Origin of the sequence: Dictyobacter arantiisoli, assembly GCF_008326305.1 — a bacterium.
Taxonomy (GTDB): Bacteria; Chloroflexota; Ktedonobacteria; order Ktedonobacterales; family Ktedonobacteraceae; genus Dictyobacter; species Dictyobacter arantiisoli.
The window spans coordinates 64,433-83,014 of sequence record NZ_BIXY01000022.1; the positions used below are offsets into that span (position 1 = coordinate 64,433).

At 52.7% G+C, this 18,582-nt stretch carries 2 protein-coding genes; both read left to right on the top strand.

The genetic code is table 11. The annotated features are described in order from the left end of the window. Positions 1–17: 17 nt before the first annotated feature. Positions 18–7,853: a non-ribosomal peptide synthetase gene (locus tag F1593_RS09690; protein ID WP_172632002.1), complete on the top strand. Its 7,836-nt coding sequence runs from the start codon at positions 18–20 to the stop codon at positions 7,851–7,853. Positions 7,854–7,923: 70 nt separating this feature from the next. Next, the gene (locus F1593_RS09695; protein WP_149401356.1) at positions 7,924–18,351 is read left to right on the top strand and encodes a non-ribosomal peptide synthetase; all 10,428 of its coding nucleotides are present in this window, start codon (positions 7,924–7,926) and stop codon (positions 18,349–18,351) included. Positions 18,352–18,582: the final 231 nt, after the last annotated feature.

An 18,582-nucleotide genomic window follows, 5' to 3' on the forward strand; every position in this document is an offset into this window, starting at 1 on the left:
AAGAGGTAGGAACGATCATGTCAGAGACACTCGTCGAAAGTTTTCGACTCTCTCCACAACAACGACATTTGTGTGTTTTGCCACAACCGGGGGAATTTTTCCCCTATCATACCTATGTTGCAACCCTGTTACAAGGACCACTGGATCTATCCCGCTTGAGCGACGCGCTAAAACAACTGGTAGAACGCTATGAGATTTTACGAACCTACTTCCCTCGCCAGGCAGGATTCGCGTTACCCGCCCAGGTAATCAACTCGGAGATACTGCTTCCCCTGGAAGTCTACGACTTTTCTTCGCTCTCGGCCATAGAGCAGGAAGCAAGGCTGCTTAATATGCGCGAAGCGGCACAAAAACGACCGTTCCCATTGGCAGAAGAACCATGTTGGCGAGTGACGGTAATTCGTTGTGCGGCAGAGCGTCACTGGGTTTGGTGGGATCTAGCGACACTGCATGCTGATACCCAGACATGCCACCTCTTACTCCAAGAACTAAGTCAGTGTTACAGCGAGAGCGAAAGGGATGAAGAAGAACCTCTCCAATATGCTGATCTGGCTGAGTGGCTCTATGATGTATTACAAGCGGGAGAAGAATCGGCAGGAGAAGCGTACTGGCGCACTTCGACAAAGGCATTGAAGACAATAGTGCCGCTTCCCAGTGAGCGCAAACGCGCGGCTGATCCTGGCGCTGCATTTATTCCTCAGACATTGACGCTGGCGCTGCCTGAGGAAATGCAGGCCCAACTGCACAATCTGGCTCGGAGGCTGGCAGTCTCGGAGAGCAGTCTCCTGCTCACTTGCTGGGGAACGGTTCTCGCCCGGCTAACCGAGCAGAGCGAGTTGCTCATCGGCACAGGATATGACGGAAGGAAATATCAGGAGGTCTCAAAGGCCATCGGGCTGTTTGCGAAGGTTCTGCCACTCTGCTATCCGTTTAAGGAAAATGCCAGATATTACGAGGCGGCCCGACAAGTGGAAGAGACCATGCAAAAAGGAGACAAATGGCAAGAATATTTTGGCTGGCAGAATGTAGACGTACTCCCAGATGGAGAGGAACCCTTTTGTGCCTTTGGATTTCGCTATGAAACAATCCCTGACCTCTGGCACGCTGGAGGATTGACCTGGAAGGTAGAGGAGCAGAAGATGGATGAAGACTGCTTCAAGGTCAATCTGGTCTGCCAGCAAGGTCCCGATCACTTGCACGTATGCCTGCGCTATGATCAAAGCATTTTCCTCCCACAAGATATGCAACGCTTGCTGCAGCAGTGGTGGCATGTATGTGAGCAGGTAATTACCAATCCGGACGTAACGCTGGCCGCTCTGGAATTGCTCACGGAAGAAGAGAGACACCTGATAACATCGGTGTGGAATGCCACAGCAACGAACCACACGCTTGAACCAGCACTGCACCAACTCTTTGAAGAGCAGGCACGTCGCTATCCACAAGCCCCGGCATTACAGTCCGGAGCGTTGCGGTTAAGTTATGAACAACTTGATCAGCAAGCCAATCAGCTGGCCCACCTGTTACGGACAAATGGCATGCAACCAGGCAATCAGGTAGTTCTATGCCTGCCCCGCGACCATTGGGCCATCATTAGTATGCTGGCGGTACTCAAAGCAGGAGGCATATATGTGCCACTGGAAATGGAGGTACCGTCCTCGCGCCTACAAGCCCAGTTCAATCAGCTCTCGCCGGTCCTGGTGCTCACGAACCGAGAACTTCGCAATCGACTACCTGACCTCACGGTTCCTGTGCTCGCGGTCGAGACACTGGCCCAATCGTTGTCAGAGCAACCAGCAACTGCACCCGAAAGAGGAGAGGGGAACACCCAGGAACTGGCCGCGATCATGTTTACCTCCGGATCAACGGGAGCACCCAAGGGAGTGCTGGTCCGCCAGCAAAGTGTGAGCAACTACACCAGGACACTCTGCACGTTGCTGGAAGTACAAGCAGGATGGCACTTTGCCACCGTGTCGTCGCTGGCTACCGATCTGGGCAATACAGCAATTTTCTGTGGTCTGGCCTCAGGTGGTTGTGTGCATATCCTTCCCTATGAACTGGTCACAGATGCCGCCGCACTCTCAGCCTATGCGCAAAAACATCCTCTGGATGTACTCAAAATCGTGCCTTCCCATTTGCAGACGCTGCTCTCATCAGAGGCAGAAGCGATTCTGCCGCGAGCACGGCTCGTGTTGGGAGGTGAAAGGCTATCGTGGTCATTGGTGGAGCAGATTCAGCAGTTGCGACCCGATTGCCGGATCTTTAATCATTATGGGCCCACTGAAGCGACCGTAGGAGCATTGGTGTATCCACTGGGGCAAGCAGGACAACTGCAACTGCCACAAGAAAGGCAATCTGGAGTGCCGATTGGACGTCCAATCGATAATGTGCAGGTATATCTGCTAGATGAACATCTGCATCTGGTACCAGTGGGGGTAACAGGAGAAATCTTTATTGGGGGAGAGGGCATATCCCAGGGATATCTGGCGGCTCCAGATCTTACGGCGGAACGTTTTGTGCCCGATGCCTGGAGCCCAACAGGTAGCGGTCGGCTCTACCGAACAGGAGACCGGGCACGCTATGGTAGAGATGGAGTAGTGGAGTTTATCGGACGAGAGGATACTCAGGTAAAGTTACGAGGATATCGGATCGAACTGGGAGAGATTGAAGAGCAGTTGAGACGGGTGGAAGCGGTAAAGGATGCGATTGTGCAGTTGAGGAAGGAGGAAGCAGGAGAGGGCTATCTGGTAGGTTATATTGTGCCACGGGAACAGCCAGGGCCCACGCAGGAACAAGTACGAGAGGCGTTGCGAGAACAGTTGCCGGAGCATCTGGTGCCAGGGAGAGTGCTGCAACTAGAGAGCATTCCGCGCATGGCTAATGGGAAAGTTGACTGGCGGCGCTTACCAGCACCCCAGGCAGAGGAACAAGAAGAGACAAGAAGTGCCAGGCAGATGCAGTCTCCGGTCGAGGAGGTAATGCAAGGAGTCTGGCAGAAAGTGTTAAATCGGAAGCCAATAGGCCGGATGGAGAATTTTTTCCGGCTCGGAGGGCATTCGCTCCTGGGAACCAGAGTGACTGCACGGCTGCGGACAATCTTTGGAATGGATGTGCCGATCACCTGGCTCTTTGAATCCCCAACGATAGCCCAGCTATCCAGGCAAATCTCAGAGAAACTACGCCAGGGACAAGGAGTAGAGATGCCACCTATCGTTCCGCAGGTACGCAGTCAGGCACTTCCTCTCTCCTTTGCCCAACAGCGCCTGTGGTTCCTGGACCAATTAGAGCCCGGACGAGCGGTCTATAATATCCCCCGAGCTGTACGTTTGCGTGGCCCCCTCAATCGTATCGCGCTGGCGCAGGCCTTGCAGGGGGTAATCCAACGCCATGAGAATTTGCGCACAACCTTCCCGGTGCACGAAGGGCAGCCAATCCAGCAGATTAGCCCGGAGCCTCTAACTCAAATGATCGTGCTAGATCTAAGCAAACTCGATCAGCAGGAACGCGAACGAGAGGCTCATCGGCTGGCCCAGCAAGAAGCAGAGTTCCCATTTGACCTGGCACATGGACCACTCTTACACTGCTGGCTGCTGCTATTAAAGCAGGAAGAACAGGTCTTGCTGTTAAATCTACATCACATCGTCTCGGATGGTTGGTCCAGCGGGATACTGGTCAGAGAGCTAAGTATACTTTACTCCGCCTTCCCCCGGTCAGATATCTCTCTGCTTCCCAGGTTGCCAATACAGTATGCTGACTATGCACTCTGGCAGCGCTCCTGGTTACAGGGAGAGGTGTTAGAGCGACAAATCAACTACTGGAAAGGGCAATTGGCCGGGCTCACTCCTCTGGAGTTGCCAACCGATCATCCCCGACCTGCCATACAAACGTTCCAGGGAGGATTGCAGCGTTTGCTCTTACCTTCCCAGTTAAGTCAACAGTTGCAGGAGCTCTCCCAACGAGAAGGGGCGACGCTGTTCATGACGTTGCTGGCTAGCTTTCAGATACTGCTCTCTCGCTACAGCGGACAGGGAGATATTGCAGTCGGGACCCCCATTGCGAACCGGACAAGTGAGGAGATTGAGAGCCTCATAGGCTTTTTTATCAACACGCTGGTACTTCGCACTGATCTCTCAGACAATCCCTCCTTCGTGGATGTACTTACACAGGTACGCACGATAGCATTAGATGCCTATACGCATCAGGATGTGCCTTTTGAACAGGTAGTAGATGCTGTACAACCTCAACGCGACCTGAGCCGTTCCCCTCTCTTCCAGGTCCTCTTCGAGCTCCGTAATATGCCTGAATCAGAGGAGTCAACAGCACTTACCTCTGTCCAGGCGGGACAGTTCATCATTGAACAGCATACTACCAAGTTTGATCTGAGTATGGTGATAACAGCAGGAGAACAGGGGCTATATACAGATCTGGAATACAATACCGATCTGTTCGAGCCAGAGACAATTCAACGTATGTTCTCCCATTGGCAGGCGCTGCTGGAAGGGATCGTGGCAAACCCCGATGCAAGGATCGCAGCACTCCCATTGCTGACAGAGCATGAGCGCGAGCTATTACTGAACGAGTGGAATGCGACGAACCAGAAGCAGGGAGAAGGAGCCTGCATTCATTTGCTCTTCGAGGAACAGGTGCAACGCACGCCGGATGCGGTGGCACTGGTCTTTGAGGAAGAGCAACTTACCTATGCAGCAGTGAATCAACTTGCCAATCGCCTGGCTTATGCCCTACAAGAGCGCGGAGTGGGACCAGAGACGCTGGTGGGACTTTTCCTGGAACGGTCACCAGAGCAAATCATCGGACTGCTGGGAGTTCTCAAGGCCGGGGGAACCTATATACCGCTGGACCCAGGCTATCCACGAGAGAGGTTGGCGTTTCTACTAACGGATGCCCAGCCCACCATCCTATTGATTCAATCTCATTTGAAAGAAGCATGCCCACCATGCGAGGCCCTTATACTCTCCCTGGATATCGGGGGAGAGCTATTTGCCTCTCAGCCTTCTGAAAATTTGAACCAGACAACCACGGGCGAGAATCTTGCCTACGTAATCTACACCTCTGGGTCCACTGGTCAACCCAAAGGCGTACAGGTAAGGCACGAGGCGGTAGTCAACTTACTGGTGGCAGTGAGATCTCAATTAGGACGATCAAAGCCAGCAGTGATTCCTGCACTCACCACGTTAGCCTTTGATATCGCAGCCCTGGAAATCTTGCTCCCACTATTGCAGGGAGATCGCTGTGTGCTGGTACCTCGCACAGTGGCTGTGGACGGTCGATCGCTGGCACAACTGCTGGAGGAGATGGCAGCGACAACGATACAAGCCACTCCCACCACCTGGCAGATGTTGCTTACAGCAAACTGGCAGGCTGCTCCTCATCTACAACTCCTTTGCGGAGGAGAAGCGCTACCGCGTTCGCTAGCAGATCGACTGATCGCGCAAGGAGCAAGCCTGTGGAACCTCTATGGACCAACCGAGACAACCATTTGGTCTGCTATCGGCCAGGTGAAACAGGGAGACGAGGCCGTGTCGATCGGTCGTCCAATCAATAATACGCAACTGTATGTGTTAGATAAACACTTGCAACCTGTACCTATCGGAGTAGCAGGAGAACTCTATATTGGTGGAATAGGGGTTGCACGAGGATACTTACAGCGAGCAGAACAGACGGCAGAGCGGTTTGTTCCACATCCCTTTAGTGCGCAAAAAGGAGCGCGCATCTATCGGACAGGCGATCTGGTACGCTATCACGCTGATGGCACACTACAGTATCTAGAGCGCCTGGATCAACAGGTGAAATTGCGAGGATATCGGATCGAATTCGGTGAGATTGAACATACATTGCTGGAACATCCAGCGGTGCAAGAGTGTGTCGTAATGGTAAGAGAGGATGTCGTAGAAGGAGGATATCTGGTTGCATATGTTGTCGGCGAAGCAGAACAAGAGCTACCAGCAGAGCAACAGTTGCGGCGCTATGTCCAGGAGAAACTGCCAGTTTATATGGTACCAGCCAGCATTGTAGCGTTGGAACACATACCACTCACTCCTAATGGAAAGATCAATCGACGCGATCTACCAGCCCCCCATTGGAATGTTGCAGAGGAACAAGAGCAAGGAGGTGGCACAAAGCTGCTGGAACCGCTAGAGGAACTGGTGTTGCAGACCTGGCAACAGGTCCTACAGAGAGATCAAATCGGACTGCAGGAGAACTTCTTTGAGATTGGTGGACATTCGTTGCTGGCGACTCAGGTTATCGCTCGTCTTCGACAACTGATCAAGATTGAGCTCCCTTTGCGCGCTCTCTTTGAAGCGCCCACTATCTCTAGCCTGGCTACTCGTCTCCAGCAATTGCTGCTGCTCGATCAGGGGCTGGCAACACCCCCACTCATACCGGTCTCACGCAACCAGCCGTTACCACTCTCCTTCGCGCAACAACGTCTCTGGTTCTTGCATCAGCTCGCGCCCCAGAGTGCCGCCTATACGATTCCGGTTGCCGCTCGCTTGCAAGGAGCACTGGATATCCCTGCATTCCAGTCAAGTTTGGCGGCACTCATCCAACGCCATGAAAGTTTACGCACAACATTTGAAGAACATGAGGGCCTGCTGCAACAGCATATCATGCCAGCCTCATTCATCTCTTTCCCACTGATTGATTTCAGTGCCAGCGATGAATATCAAAGAGACCAGGAGATACAGCGCCTCGTCCGACAAGAAGCCGAACAACCATTTGATCTGAAACAGGGACCCCTCTTGCGCTGCTGGCTGCTACGCCTCGCGCAGCAAGAACATATCCTTTTGTTGACAATGCACCATATTGTTTCCGATGGCTGGTCTATGGGAGTTCTTGTCCGCGAGATCACCGAGCTCTATCATGCCTTCCGTGCTGGAAAACCATCACCTTTACCGCCTCTTCCCATCCAATACGCCGACTACGCTTCCTGGCAACGCTCCTGGTTGCAGGGTGATGCCCTCGAAGCACAGCTTCGCTACTGGACCCATCAACTCAACGACGCTCATGCACTGCAACTATCGACAGATTTTTCTCGCTCGTCTACACTCAGTTACCGGGGAGCGCGTTATGGTCTACCCGTAAATACAGAATTGGCACAACAACTACGACAACTGAGTCAGCAAGAAGGAGTTACGCTCTTCATGACCTTGCTGGCCGCTTTTCAGATCCTGCTCTATCGCCTCAGTGGGGACGAGGATATTGTCGTTGGTACCGATACCGCCAATCGCTCCCATCTGGAAACAGAAGGCATCATTGGCTTCTTCATCAACTTGCTGGCCCTGCGCACCAATCTGCAGGATCATCCCAGTTTCATCCATCTTCTTCAGCGAGTACGTGAGATGGTCCTGGGGGCCTATGCTCATCAGGAACTCCCTTTTGAGACGATTGTCGAACATCTACGTCTCCCACGTACGGGAAATCATACACCGCTAGTGAATGTACTTTTCGTCCTGCAGAATGTCCCGCACTCTGAATCCGAACTCGCGGACATTGTGGTCCGTCCAGTTGAGCAAGAGGCGGTGCACTCCAAGTTCGATCTGGCTCTTTTCGTAACTGAAGATTCGCAAGGTTTGTACTGCACGGCCAATTATAGTACAGATCTGTTCAAGCGCGAGACGATAGAGATGATAATGCAACGTTATCATACCTTGCTTCATTCAATTGTAAATCAACCCCACGCCAAGATCGCAAGTCTGGAGATCGCTACGGAAAATGAAAAGGCGCAAAAAGCCCGGCAACAGACCACGCTGCGCCAGAATTTGAAGCTAAGTCGTGGGGCACGCATGCGCCTCACTGAAGAGAATGGGGAGCACTTACCCGATAAGGCGGAATAGATCACTGGTGATAAAAACAAATATTACATTAATGCTGTTTATATATAGTTCGTGAGGAGTATGGGATCAGATGCAAACAACAGATTTACAGGCTGCAAGTCTCTCAAAACAACAGGAACGCGCCTGGAAGTGGCTGCAAGCCAATCAGATATATGGAACACAGGGCATGTTCCTGTTGCAGGGTACGTTTGAGCTTGATAAATTCCAGCAGGCGCTCCAGCAAAGTATCCAACAATATGAGATCTTACGTACCACATTTGCTGTCATGCCAGGGATGGAGCTTCCGGTGCAAATACTTGGTCAGCACAGAGAAATCTCTTGCCTTCTCACAAATCTACAATGCCTGGAGACATCAGAACAACAGAATGCGCTTGCCCAACAATGGAGGAATTTGTTACATCAGCCCTTCGATCTGGAACATGGACCGTTGCTGTATGCTGTTCTTTGCCGCCTGGATAAAGAGCAACATGTGTTTATATTACGGGCGTCTGCTTTATGTGCAGATGCAAGCACAATACAATACTTCTGTGAGGAGGTATTACAACGCTATAGGGCCCTACTACAGGACAATATTTTCCAGAATGAAGAAGACGCACTGCAGTATATTGATGTTACTGCGTGGCGTGATGATCTCTTACACGCCGAAGGCGCGTCAGAGCAACAGGATTTCTGGCGCACATTTGATCTTTCTCACCTGGATTCAATTCGTCTCCCTTTGCAGTCTGGAAAAATGTCTCAACTACCTATCCAGACAGAAATGGCTTCTCCGGCTATTCCGCAGCAGGTTGCGATAACATTAGAGCCAACCTGGCAAGAGCGTTTAGAAGCTCTTTGTCAGGAAAAAGACGTCTCTCAAGAGACTTTTCTGCTTACCTGCTGGCAGATTCTACTCTGGCGTTTGACAGGCGAATCCCCATTTACGGGTGTCACCTGTACCGGGCGACCATATGAGGAACTAACACTGGCTCTGGGACCCTATACCCATACGGTTCCCTTTTCGCTCTCCCTGGATCGGGAAATAAGCCTGGAACAGGCTCTGGCCGAAACGTCCTCAGCGGTGCAGCAGATGAATGAGAAGCAATTATATTTCAACTGGGAAGTGACGGCCCCTGCATGTCCCACCGAAAAACAGTTCTTTCCGCTCGGCTTTGCCTATACCGAGTGGCCTGAACAATGGCAACAGAATAATATAACGATGCGCGTGCAAAAGGTGGAAAGTTGGGATGAGCCCACGCACCTCCAACTGTATGCCACATGCATCGACACTCGATTACAATTACAGATACGCTATCAGCCCACCGCGCTATCTCATATAGATGCTCATCGCCTGGCTGGCCTCTATCATACGCTGCTCCAAAACGCCATTACTACACCTCAAGCACAGGTCAGTTCATTAGAGCTACTTACTCAACAGGAGCAAGTCATACAACGTGAGCACTGGCGCGGTCAGCAACGCGACTGGCCCTTTGTCCCTTTGCATCACCGCTTCCAGGCTTATGCACAACGCCAGCCAGACGCGCCCGCCCTCCGCTACGACACCCATCTGCTTACCTATCAACAACTGGATCATCTTAGCAGTCAGCTTGCACATCTGCTCCTTGCTCACGGACTCCCCTCCGCTGGCCGTGTTGCCATCTATCAGACACGGGATCATTGGGCCATCGTCTCGCTGCTCGCGGTCCTCAAAGCCGGAGCCTGCTATGTTCCACTGGATGAAGATCTGCCTGCGGCACGTGTGCGCCTCATCCTCGATACCCTCTCGCCAGATATCGTGCTCTCCCAACAGTCTCTCATGCAGTCGCTCAACTTACAGCAAGCTTCCGTTCTGCTCCTGGAGGATCTCCCTGATTTGTTGGCACCCTTACCTGTGACACCTCCTCCAGCGAAGATTGCGCCAGAACAGCTCGCCTATATTATGTATACCTCCGGCTCTACTGGCACGCCCAAAGGCGTCCTGATTAGCCATAGCAGTGTCAGCAATTATACCGATGCGCTCCTTGAGCTGCTCCAACCAGAGGCAGGCTGGCACTTTGCCACAGTCTCCAGCCTGGCTGCCGATCTGGGCAATACTGCCGTCTTCACCGCGCTCTCTGCTGGTGGCTGCCTCCATGTGCTTCCCTATACGCTCGTTACTAATGGAGCGGCCATGGCTCGCTATACGCAAAGCTATCCCCTCGATGTTCTCAAAATTGTTCCATCCCATCTGCAAGCCTTGCTTGATACTGAAGCAGTTGTCAGCTTGCCACGACAACGCCTTATCCTGGGAGGAGAAGCGTTGCCATGGTCGCTGGTGGAACAACTGCACCACCTGGGTGCCACCTGCCAGCTCTACAATCATTATGGACCGACCGAGGCAACGATTGGTACGCTGGTCAATCCTCTGGGCTCCCTTGCCGATCTCTCTCTTCCAGCACTCGATGCCCGTGGCTATAGCGTCCCACTTGGCGATCCATTGCCCAATGCGCAGATTTGCCTGCTCGATGCTCATCAGCATCAAGTGCCCGCAGGGGTTGTAGGTGAACTCTATATAGCCGGTGCCGGACTGGCTGCTGGCTATCTCAATGCGCCCGACCTTACGCAAGAGGTCTTCGTACATGTGCCATCGTTAGATGAACGGATACGCTGGTACCGTACCGGGGATCTGGTACGTGAGAACGAATACGGGCAGTTAGAGTTTGTGGGTCGGCGGGATAGCCAGGTAAAGGTACGCGGCTACCGCATCGAACTGGGGGAAATCGAAGCTCACTTACGTAGCTATCCAGGGGTGCGTGAAGCAGTAGTTCATCCCTGGCAACAAGAGTTGATAGGGTACTTGCTGGCCTGGAAGCAAGCAGGGCCTAACCCACAAGAGATACGTGAGGAGCTCTTAAAGACGCTTCCCTCCTATCTGGTACCCAGTCGTCTCATCATGCTGGATCAACTACCCCTCACGGCCAATGGAAAAGTTGATCGTCGGCGCTTGCCCGCCCCTGATCTCACTACAGAGCAAGAGCAACCCGCCCGGAGTAATCCTCCGCGCACACCTATTGAGGAGGTACTCGCAGGTATCTGGCAGGAGGTACTCGGCCTCAATCATTTGGGACGCGATGACGACTTTTTCATGCTCGGCGGCCATTCCTTGCTGGGAACACGTGTGATAGCACGGCTACAGACCATCTTTGGAAGAGAAATTCCTATTACCTGGCTCTTTGATGCTCCTACGGTAGCCGCGTTAGCTGAACGCATTGAAGAGGCGTTACGAAAAGAGCAGAGGGCGGAGGCTCCCGCTCTGGTAGCTGTCTCACATCAGCAGCCACTTCCTCTCTCTTTCGCGCAACAACGTCTCTGGTTTCTGGATCAGTTGGAGCCAGGCAATAGCACATACACTGTTCCGATTGCCGGCTGGCTACGCGGACCCCTGAACGCTCATGCACTGGAGCAGAGTCTGGTGGCAGTGATCGACCGCCACGAGGTGTTACGTACGACTTTTGCGCTCTATGAAAATCTTCCCGTGCAGATAATCCATCCCAGCGATCTGATACCCATTACCTGGGTCGATTTGACAACCCTGCCAGAGTCCGAGCGTACTCACCATGCGTCCCAACTGGTTGCGCAGGAGATCAGGCGTCCCTTTGATTTACAGCGCGGACCCTTACTACGCATCCATCTGCTTCGCTGTTCATCTCAGGAACAGGTATTGTTGCTGACAATGCATCACGCTGTCTCAGATGCCTGGTCGCACGCAATCTGGCTGCACGAATTGCACACGTTCTATACCGGATTCGTCAAGGGTGCACCCGCGCAACTATCCGCACTCCCGCTACAGTACGCTGATTATGCCCTCTGGCAACGTTCCTGGTTGCAAGGCGAGGTTCTGCAACAACAGCTTGACTACTGGATGCAGCAGTTAAGTGGGCTCTCTCCCCTGGAGTTGCCTACTGATCATCCCAGACCGGCACACCAAAGCTTCAACGGAGCTGTCCATTCGCTGGTGTTATCCCAGTCACTGAATACAGCCCTTAAACAGCTCAGCCAACGACACGGGACAACGCTATTCATGACCCTGCTGGCCGCATTCCAGGTCCTGCTGGCTCGCAGTAGTGGACAGGATGATATCGCAGTCGGGACCCCCATCGCCAATCGCGGACACAAGGAAATCGAAGAACTGATCGGCTTCTTCACCAATACGCTGGTGATGCGCGGCGATCTTTCCGGCGATCCTACCTTTGTAGAGTTACTGACACGGGTCCGCCGAGTGGCCCTGGAAGCCTACACCCATCAAGAGGTGCCTTTTGAACAGGTTGTGGAGGCCCTACAACCCGAACGTGATCTGAGTCGCTCACCTCTCTTTCAGGTCCTTTTTCAACTCCAGCACGCGGCACCATCAAATGAAGACCTCGCCGACCTGAGTCTGGACAATTTCGTCCGGGAGGGCGTGACTGCTAAATTTGATCTCACTCTCGCGCTCTTCGATAATGGTCAGGAGTTGCGCAGTACCATCGAATACAATCGCGATCTCTTCGAGCCCGCAACGATCCAGCGCTGGTTGGAACACTGGCAATTGCTTCTGGAGGGCCTGGTAGATAATCCAGAACAGCGCATCAGCCAGTATACGCTCCTTACGCAGCAGGAGCGCCAGACATGGCTGGAGATAAATGCCACCCGACAGACCTTCCCAGGCGATCTTTGCCTGCATGAACTCTTTGCAGAACAGGCCAATCAACATCCGGATGCCATTGCGGTAACCTTTGAAGATGAGCATCTCTCCTATGCCACACTCAATAAGCTCGCCAATCGCCTTGCATATAGGTTGCGAGAAGCAGGAGTAAAACCTGACATGGCCGTTGGGCTCTGCGCCGAGCGGAGCCTGCACATGGTCATCGGACTCCTGGGCATCTTGAAAGCAGGAGGAGCCTATGTTCCCCTTGATCCAGCCTATCCTCAATCACGTCTGGAGCAGATCATCGCTCAGGCTGGCATCTCGGCACTGGTAACACAGGTATCACTGCAAGCACAACTGATCAGCACACCAGTCACGACACTCTATATTGAGGAGTGTTTGCGAACGAGTGTAAGAGCGGACCAGTTGGTGACTACCCGATGTTCACCTCAGCAGTTAGCCTATGTGATCTATACCTCTGGCTCTACGGGCGTGCCCAAAGGTGTCTCCCTGACTCATCAAGGACTGGTCAATCTAATGCACTGGCAACGCGCACGTTCCGCCATGGGCTTACACAACAGAACCTTACAGTTTACTTCGATCAGCTTTGACGTCTCTTGCCAGGAATTCTTTGCCACCTGGAGCACTGGCGGCTGCCTTGTCCTCATTGATCAGCAGAAACGCCAGGATACTCAACAACTGCTACAGTATTTACGCATCCAGGGCATCGAACGGATCTTCTTACCATTTATCGCCCTGCATCAGTTGGTACACGTTGCTCAAGAATACGCCGAGCCACTCCCCTCTAGTTTGCGTGAAGTGATCACAGCAGGAGAACAGGTACAGGTCAGCCACTCTCTAACGGCATTCTTCAAGCATCTGCCACAATGTCGCCTGGACAATCAATATGGCCCTTCGGAGACGCACGTCGTCACCGCCTATCAGTTACCCGAAGAGCCAGACGCCTGGGCAGCCTTACCTCCCATTGGTGCGGCGATTAGCAATTGCGAGACCTATATATTGGATGAGCAACTGCAACTTGTTCCTATCGGTGTAGCAGGCGAACTCTATCTGGGTGGAGTAGCGCTCGCACGCGGATACTGGCGTAGCGCCGATTTGACCGCCGAGCGCTTTATTCCCCATCCATTTAGCCAGGAGCCAGGAGCCAGACTCTATCGGACAGGAGACCGGGCGCGCACCCGAGCCGATGGAACCCTCGAATTTATGGGGCGACGGGATGACCAGATTAAAGTGCGCGGCTATCGCATTGAGCTCCTGGAGATTGAGGCTGTCATCAGTGCTCACCCGGCCGTCAGTGCGGCTGCGATAGGTGTGCAAAATACAGCGGGAGAAGGAATCGCAGATAAACGCCTGGTGGCCTATATCGTACGTAAGCCAGAACAGCCTCTCTCTTTGAGAGATCTGCGCAGCTTCGTGGGAGAACGACTACCTCAGTATATGCTACCCGCAGCACTCATCGAGCTTGAACGACTACCCCTGAGTTCCTCCGGAAAAGTGAATCGGAGGCAATTGCCCGCTCCGCAGGTAGAAGAAATGCAGGGCAGCCAGACGGAAGGACAAGAACCGCGCAACGAACTGGAAGAACTCGTCTTGCAAATCTGGAAGCAAGTTTTGCAGACAGAGCAACCAGGGGTACAGGACAACTTCTTTGAGATCGGCGGGCATTCCCTGCTGGCAACCCAGGTAGTCTCGCGCCTGCGGCAGTTAGTAGGAGTGGAGCTACCAGTACGAGCGATCTTTGAAGCTCCCACTGTCGCGCAATTGGCCACACTACTCACCCATGAATTACAGAGAGAGCAGGGATTCGACGTGCCAGAGATAGTACCGATGCCACGCAACCAGAATCTTCCTCTTTCCTTTACTCAGCAGCGCTTGTGGTTCATGAACCTGCTAGAGCCGGACAGTACGGCCTATAGTATTCCGATTGCAGTACGCCTGGGTGGGCAAATGGATCGAATTGCCCTGAATAAAGCCCTGTCAGCACTCATCCAGCGCCATGAGAATCTGCGTACGACTTTCCCATCGCAGGACGGACAACCAATACAACTGATTGACTCTCAGCCCACGCCCCAACTGGTGATCATTGATCTGAGCCATCTGGCCCAGGAGGAACGGGAGTCGGTTGCCCGACAAATGGCTCGGCAAGAAGCCGAGCAACCTTTCAATCTGGCACATGGTCCCCTGTTCCGCAGCAGGTTGCTCCAATTGGCGGAGCAAGAAGATCATGCGCTGCTGCTGACCATGCACCACATCATCTCTGATGGCTGGTCCCTGAGCATTCTGATACGTGAGCTGACCAGCCTGTATACCGCTTTCTCGCAGGAACAACCAGTCTCCTTACCCGCACTACCGGTACAGTATGCTGACTATGCCCTCTGGCAGCGTTCCTGGCTACAGGGCGAAGTTTTACAGCGGCAATTGGACTACTGGAAGCAGCAGCTTGCAGGCGTTGTTCCCCTGGAATTACCCATCGATCACCCGCGCCCACCCATCCAGACCTTCCGGGGCGCTCGCCTCCATCTACAGTTGCCTCATGAACTGCATCAGCAACTACGCAAGCTTTCTCAACAAGAAGGTGTCACACTGTTCATGACGCTGTTAGCTTCTTTCCAGGTCTTGCTCGCACGCTATAGCGGACAAGAAGATATCGCGGTGGGCACAACCATTGCTAACCGCACGCATCAGGAGATCGAAGGGCTCATCGGCTGCTTTATCAATATGCTGGTCCTACGTGTCAATCTGTCGGACAATCCTTCTTTCATTGAACTCCTTGCACAGGTGCGTACAGTCGCGCTACAAGCCTATAGCTATCAAGATCTGCCCTTTGAACAGGTGGTAGAGGCACTGCAACCTCAACGCGACCTCAGCCGCTCACCCCTCTTTCAGGCGCTCTTTGTAATGCAAAACCTCCCTCCAGCCACGGAGGAAGAACAAACAGCTCCAATGGAAAGTGAGAACATCGCCTCCGAGCAGCAGGTTGCCAAGCTTGAGTTGAGCGTAATGGTAGTGGAGAGAGGACAACGATTAAACATCACGCTGGGATACAATACTGACCTTTTTGAGACCAGCACGATCCAGCGTCTGCTCGCTCATTGGCAGAGGATTATGGAAGCCATCGTGGCAGCCCCAGAACAACGGGTCGCGCTGATTCCTTTATTCACTCCCGCCGAACGCGAGCAAATGTTGCGACAGCAACACACCACACAGTCTAACGCATCTTCTAACTCATCTTCGCTCTATCTCCACGAACTCTTTGAAGCTCAGGTGGAACGAACGCCCGATGCTACGGCCATAGTCCTGGATGAAACACATTTAACCTATCGAGCACTCAATCAACGGGCCAATCAATTGGCTCATACGCTTCAACGGCAAGGAGTCAAACCCGAAGAACGAGTTGGCATCTACCTGGAGCGCTCGCTGGAAATGGTAATCGGTGTGCTGGCGGTTCTCAAGGCTGGCGGTGCCTATGTTCCCCTGGACCCAACCGCACCAAGAGCACGAGTCATACGCCTCCTTCAAGAGGTGCGCCCCTCTCTGATTCTGGTGAGTGAGACATCGCGCCTGCAATTGCCTTCAAGCCCTGCCAAAGTTCTCTTCATTGAGCGGGAGATAGCTTCTCTTGCGGCAGGCGCAACCGAAAATCCCCAGGTACAGATAACGCCAGACAATCTCGCCTATATTGTGCATACCTCTGGTTCAACCGGGCGACCGAAAGGTATTATGATTGCTCATCGAGGAGTCACAAACTATCTGCACTATCTGTCTCAGACCTACCATCTGGGAGGAGATTCTGTTGTCTTGCAACTCCCCTCTCTGACCTTCGATGCCTCGGTCCGTGACATTTTCGGAACCCTGACGACAGGCGCAAAGCTGGTCCTTTTGCACTCGGACGAATTCAAAGAGCCAACAGCCATCTTGAGGCAGATAGAGCGTCATCAGGTCACCGCTATCCTGAGTATTGTACCTTCGCTACTTCGTATGCTTCTGGAGACCGCGCAAGAAATGCGTGGCACCTATGCTTCGCTTCAGCTCTTGCTGGCGAGTGGAGAACCATTATTCCTGGCCGACTACCAGAAGGTCGCCAGTGTAATCAGTCCGGAGACTCGACTCATCAACCAGTATGGGCCAACTGAATGTACCATGACCTCTACGTATTATACGCTAGATCTCGCATCGTATGAACGAGAAACTGTTCTCGCTGGCAAGCCAATTCCTGGTATGCAAGTGTATATCCTGGATCACGCACTCAACCTCGTTCCACCCGGAATACAGGGTGATGTTTACCTGAGTGGCCCTGGAATCGCGCGCAGCTATCTCAACCAGGCAGAGATAACTGCCGAACGCTTTTTACCTCATCCCTGGAGTACAGAACCCGGAGAACGCCTCTATCAGACTGGCGACATCGCCCATTACTTGCCAGATGGAAACATAGAACTATCAGGACGAAGCGACCATCAGGTTAAGATTCGTGGCAACCGGGTGGAGTTAGGAGAAATTGAAGCTGCACTGAGCTGGCATCCACAGGTGCGGCAAAGCGTCATCCTGATACAGGGAGCAGAGAGTCAGGAGATACAGATCGTTGCCTATGTGGTGATGGAAGACGTAGAGGATGCAGCAGATGCACGGGGAGAACTGCGCAGTTTCCTACAGGAAAGACTGCCTGACTATATGCTTCCCGCTCATTTCGTACTACTCGCTGCACTCCCATTAACACCCAATGGTAAAGTTGATCGACGTGCCCTTGCCTCTCTAAAACCTGATAATGAGTCAGCCAGGTTTGTCCAATTCCGCGACGCTATAGAATATCAGTTGTGCGACATCTGGTCAGAATTGCTCAATAAACGCCCTATCAGTGTCATGGATAATTTCTTTGACCTGGGTGGACACTCGATCCTGGCAGTGCGGATGATGTCTCACATTAAACGCACTTTTAACCGCGATCTGCCGCTGGCGACGCTCTTCCAACGCCAGACAGTGGCAGAGCTAGCAATACTCTTACGCGAACAATTGCCACGAGAGGAAGATACAACAGTCTTAGTGCCATTCCAGATCCATGGCGATCGAATACCGTTTTTCTGCATCCATCCCTCGGGTGGTGAAGTGTTCGAATATCGAAATCTGTCACGCTATATAGGCACGAGACAACCATTTTATGGTATGCGTATGCCTGATCCTCGCAAACATCAAGAGGAGTTCCGCACATTGGAGGGAATTGCCCTGTATTATATAGCGGCGATCAAAGAGGTTCAGCCGCAAGGGCCTTATCAGATCGGTGGTTGGTCCGCAGGAGGTCAGATCGCCTATGAGCTAGCCCAACAACTACAGAAGCAAGGGGAGGAAGTCCGCCTGCTAGCCTTGATCGATAGCAAGCCGCCAAAGCCTGATGAACGTAGAGAGATTGATAGAGAGAAAGGGGCTGATGATGCCACCATTGCCAGATCCCTGATGAGGCGCTATCAGGTGACGTTACCAGAAGAGCTTGCCAGTCAGGGAGATCCGGTTACACAATTGATCTATGTAAGTGAACAATTAAAGCAGCGTGACGTTGCACCTCGTGACGTCTCGCTTGAGCAGATCCGCTTTTTCGCACATGTTCAGGACACGATAGAAAGAGCCATTGGACACTACATCCCTCAGCCATATACGGGTCCGGTAACACTATTCCGGGCAAAGGAAGATGAAGTACAGGCACCCGGTAAGCGACTCAATGAGTGGCAAACGCTGGCAGAGCAAATAGAGGTTCATCTGGTTCCAGGGAACCATATTACAATGATTGAAGAGCCAGATGTCAAAGATCTGGCCGCTTCGCTCGCTCGCTGTCTGGACCCTGAACATTGAATCAAAAAGTTTCATACGTCACCCCGAACTTTTGAAACAAACGTTCGCTACAATGGGAGTGCAGAGGGCGAAGCCTTCTGCCGGGGTGTGGGGTGTCCCCCAATACGGTTCAAATAGTCCATGCTCCTGCGGAGCACCCGGAACGATGAAAAGGAGGTAAAATAGGAGGTGAACCAGCGCCAAGATTCACAGATCGAGATGTTATCTAGTGGAACAAACCTGGGTTCAAAT

Excerpts from the sequence above, each read along its gene's own strand:
- F1593_RS09695 (WP_149401356.1), top strand. The coding sequence starts at position 7,924 with ATGCAAACAACAGATTTACAGGCTGCAAGTCTCTCAAAACAACAGGAA.
- F1593_RS09690 (WP_172632002.1), top strand. The coding sequence starts at position 18 with ATGTCAGAGACACTCGTCGAAAGTTTTCGACTCTCTCCACAACAACGA.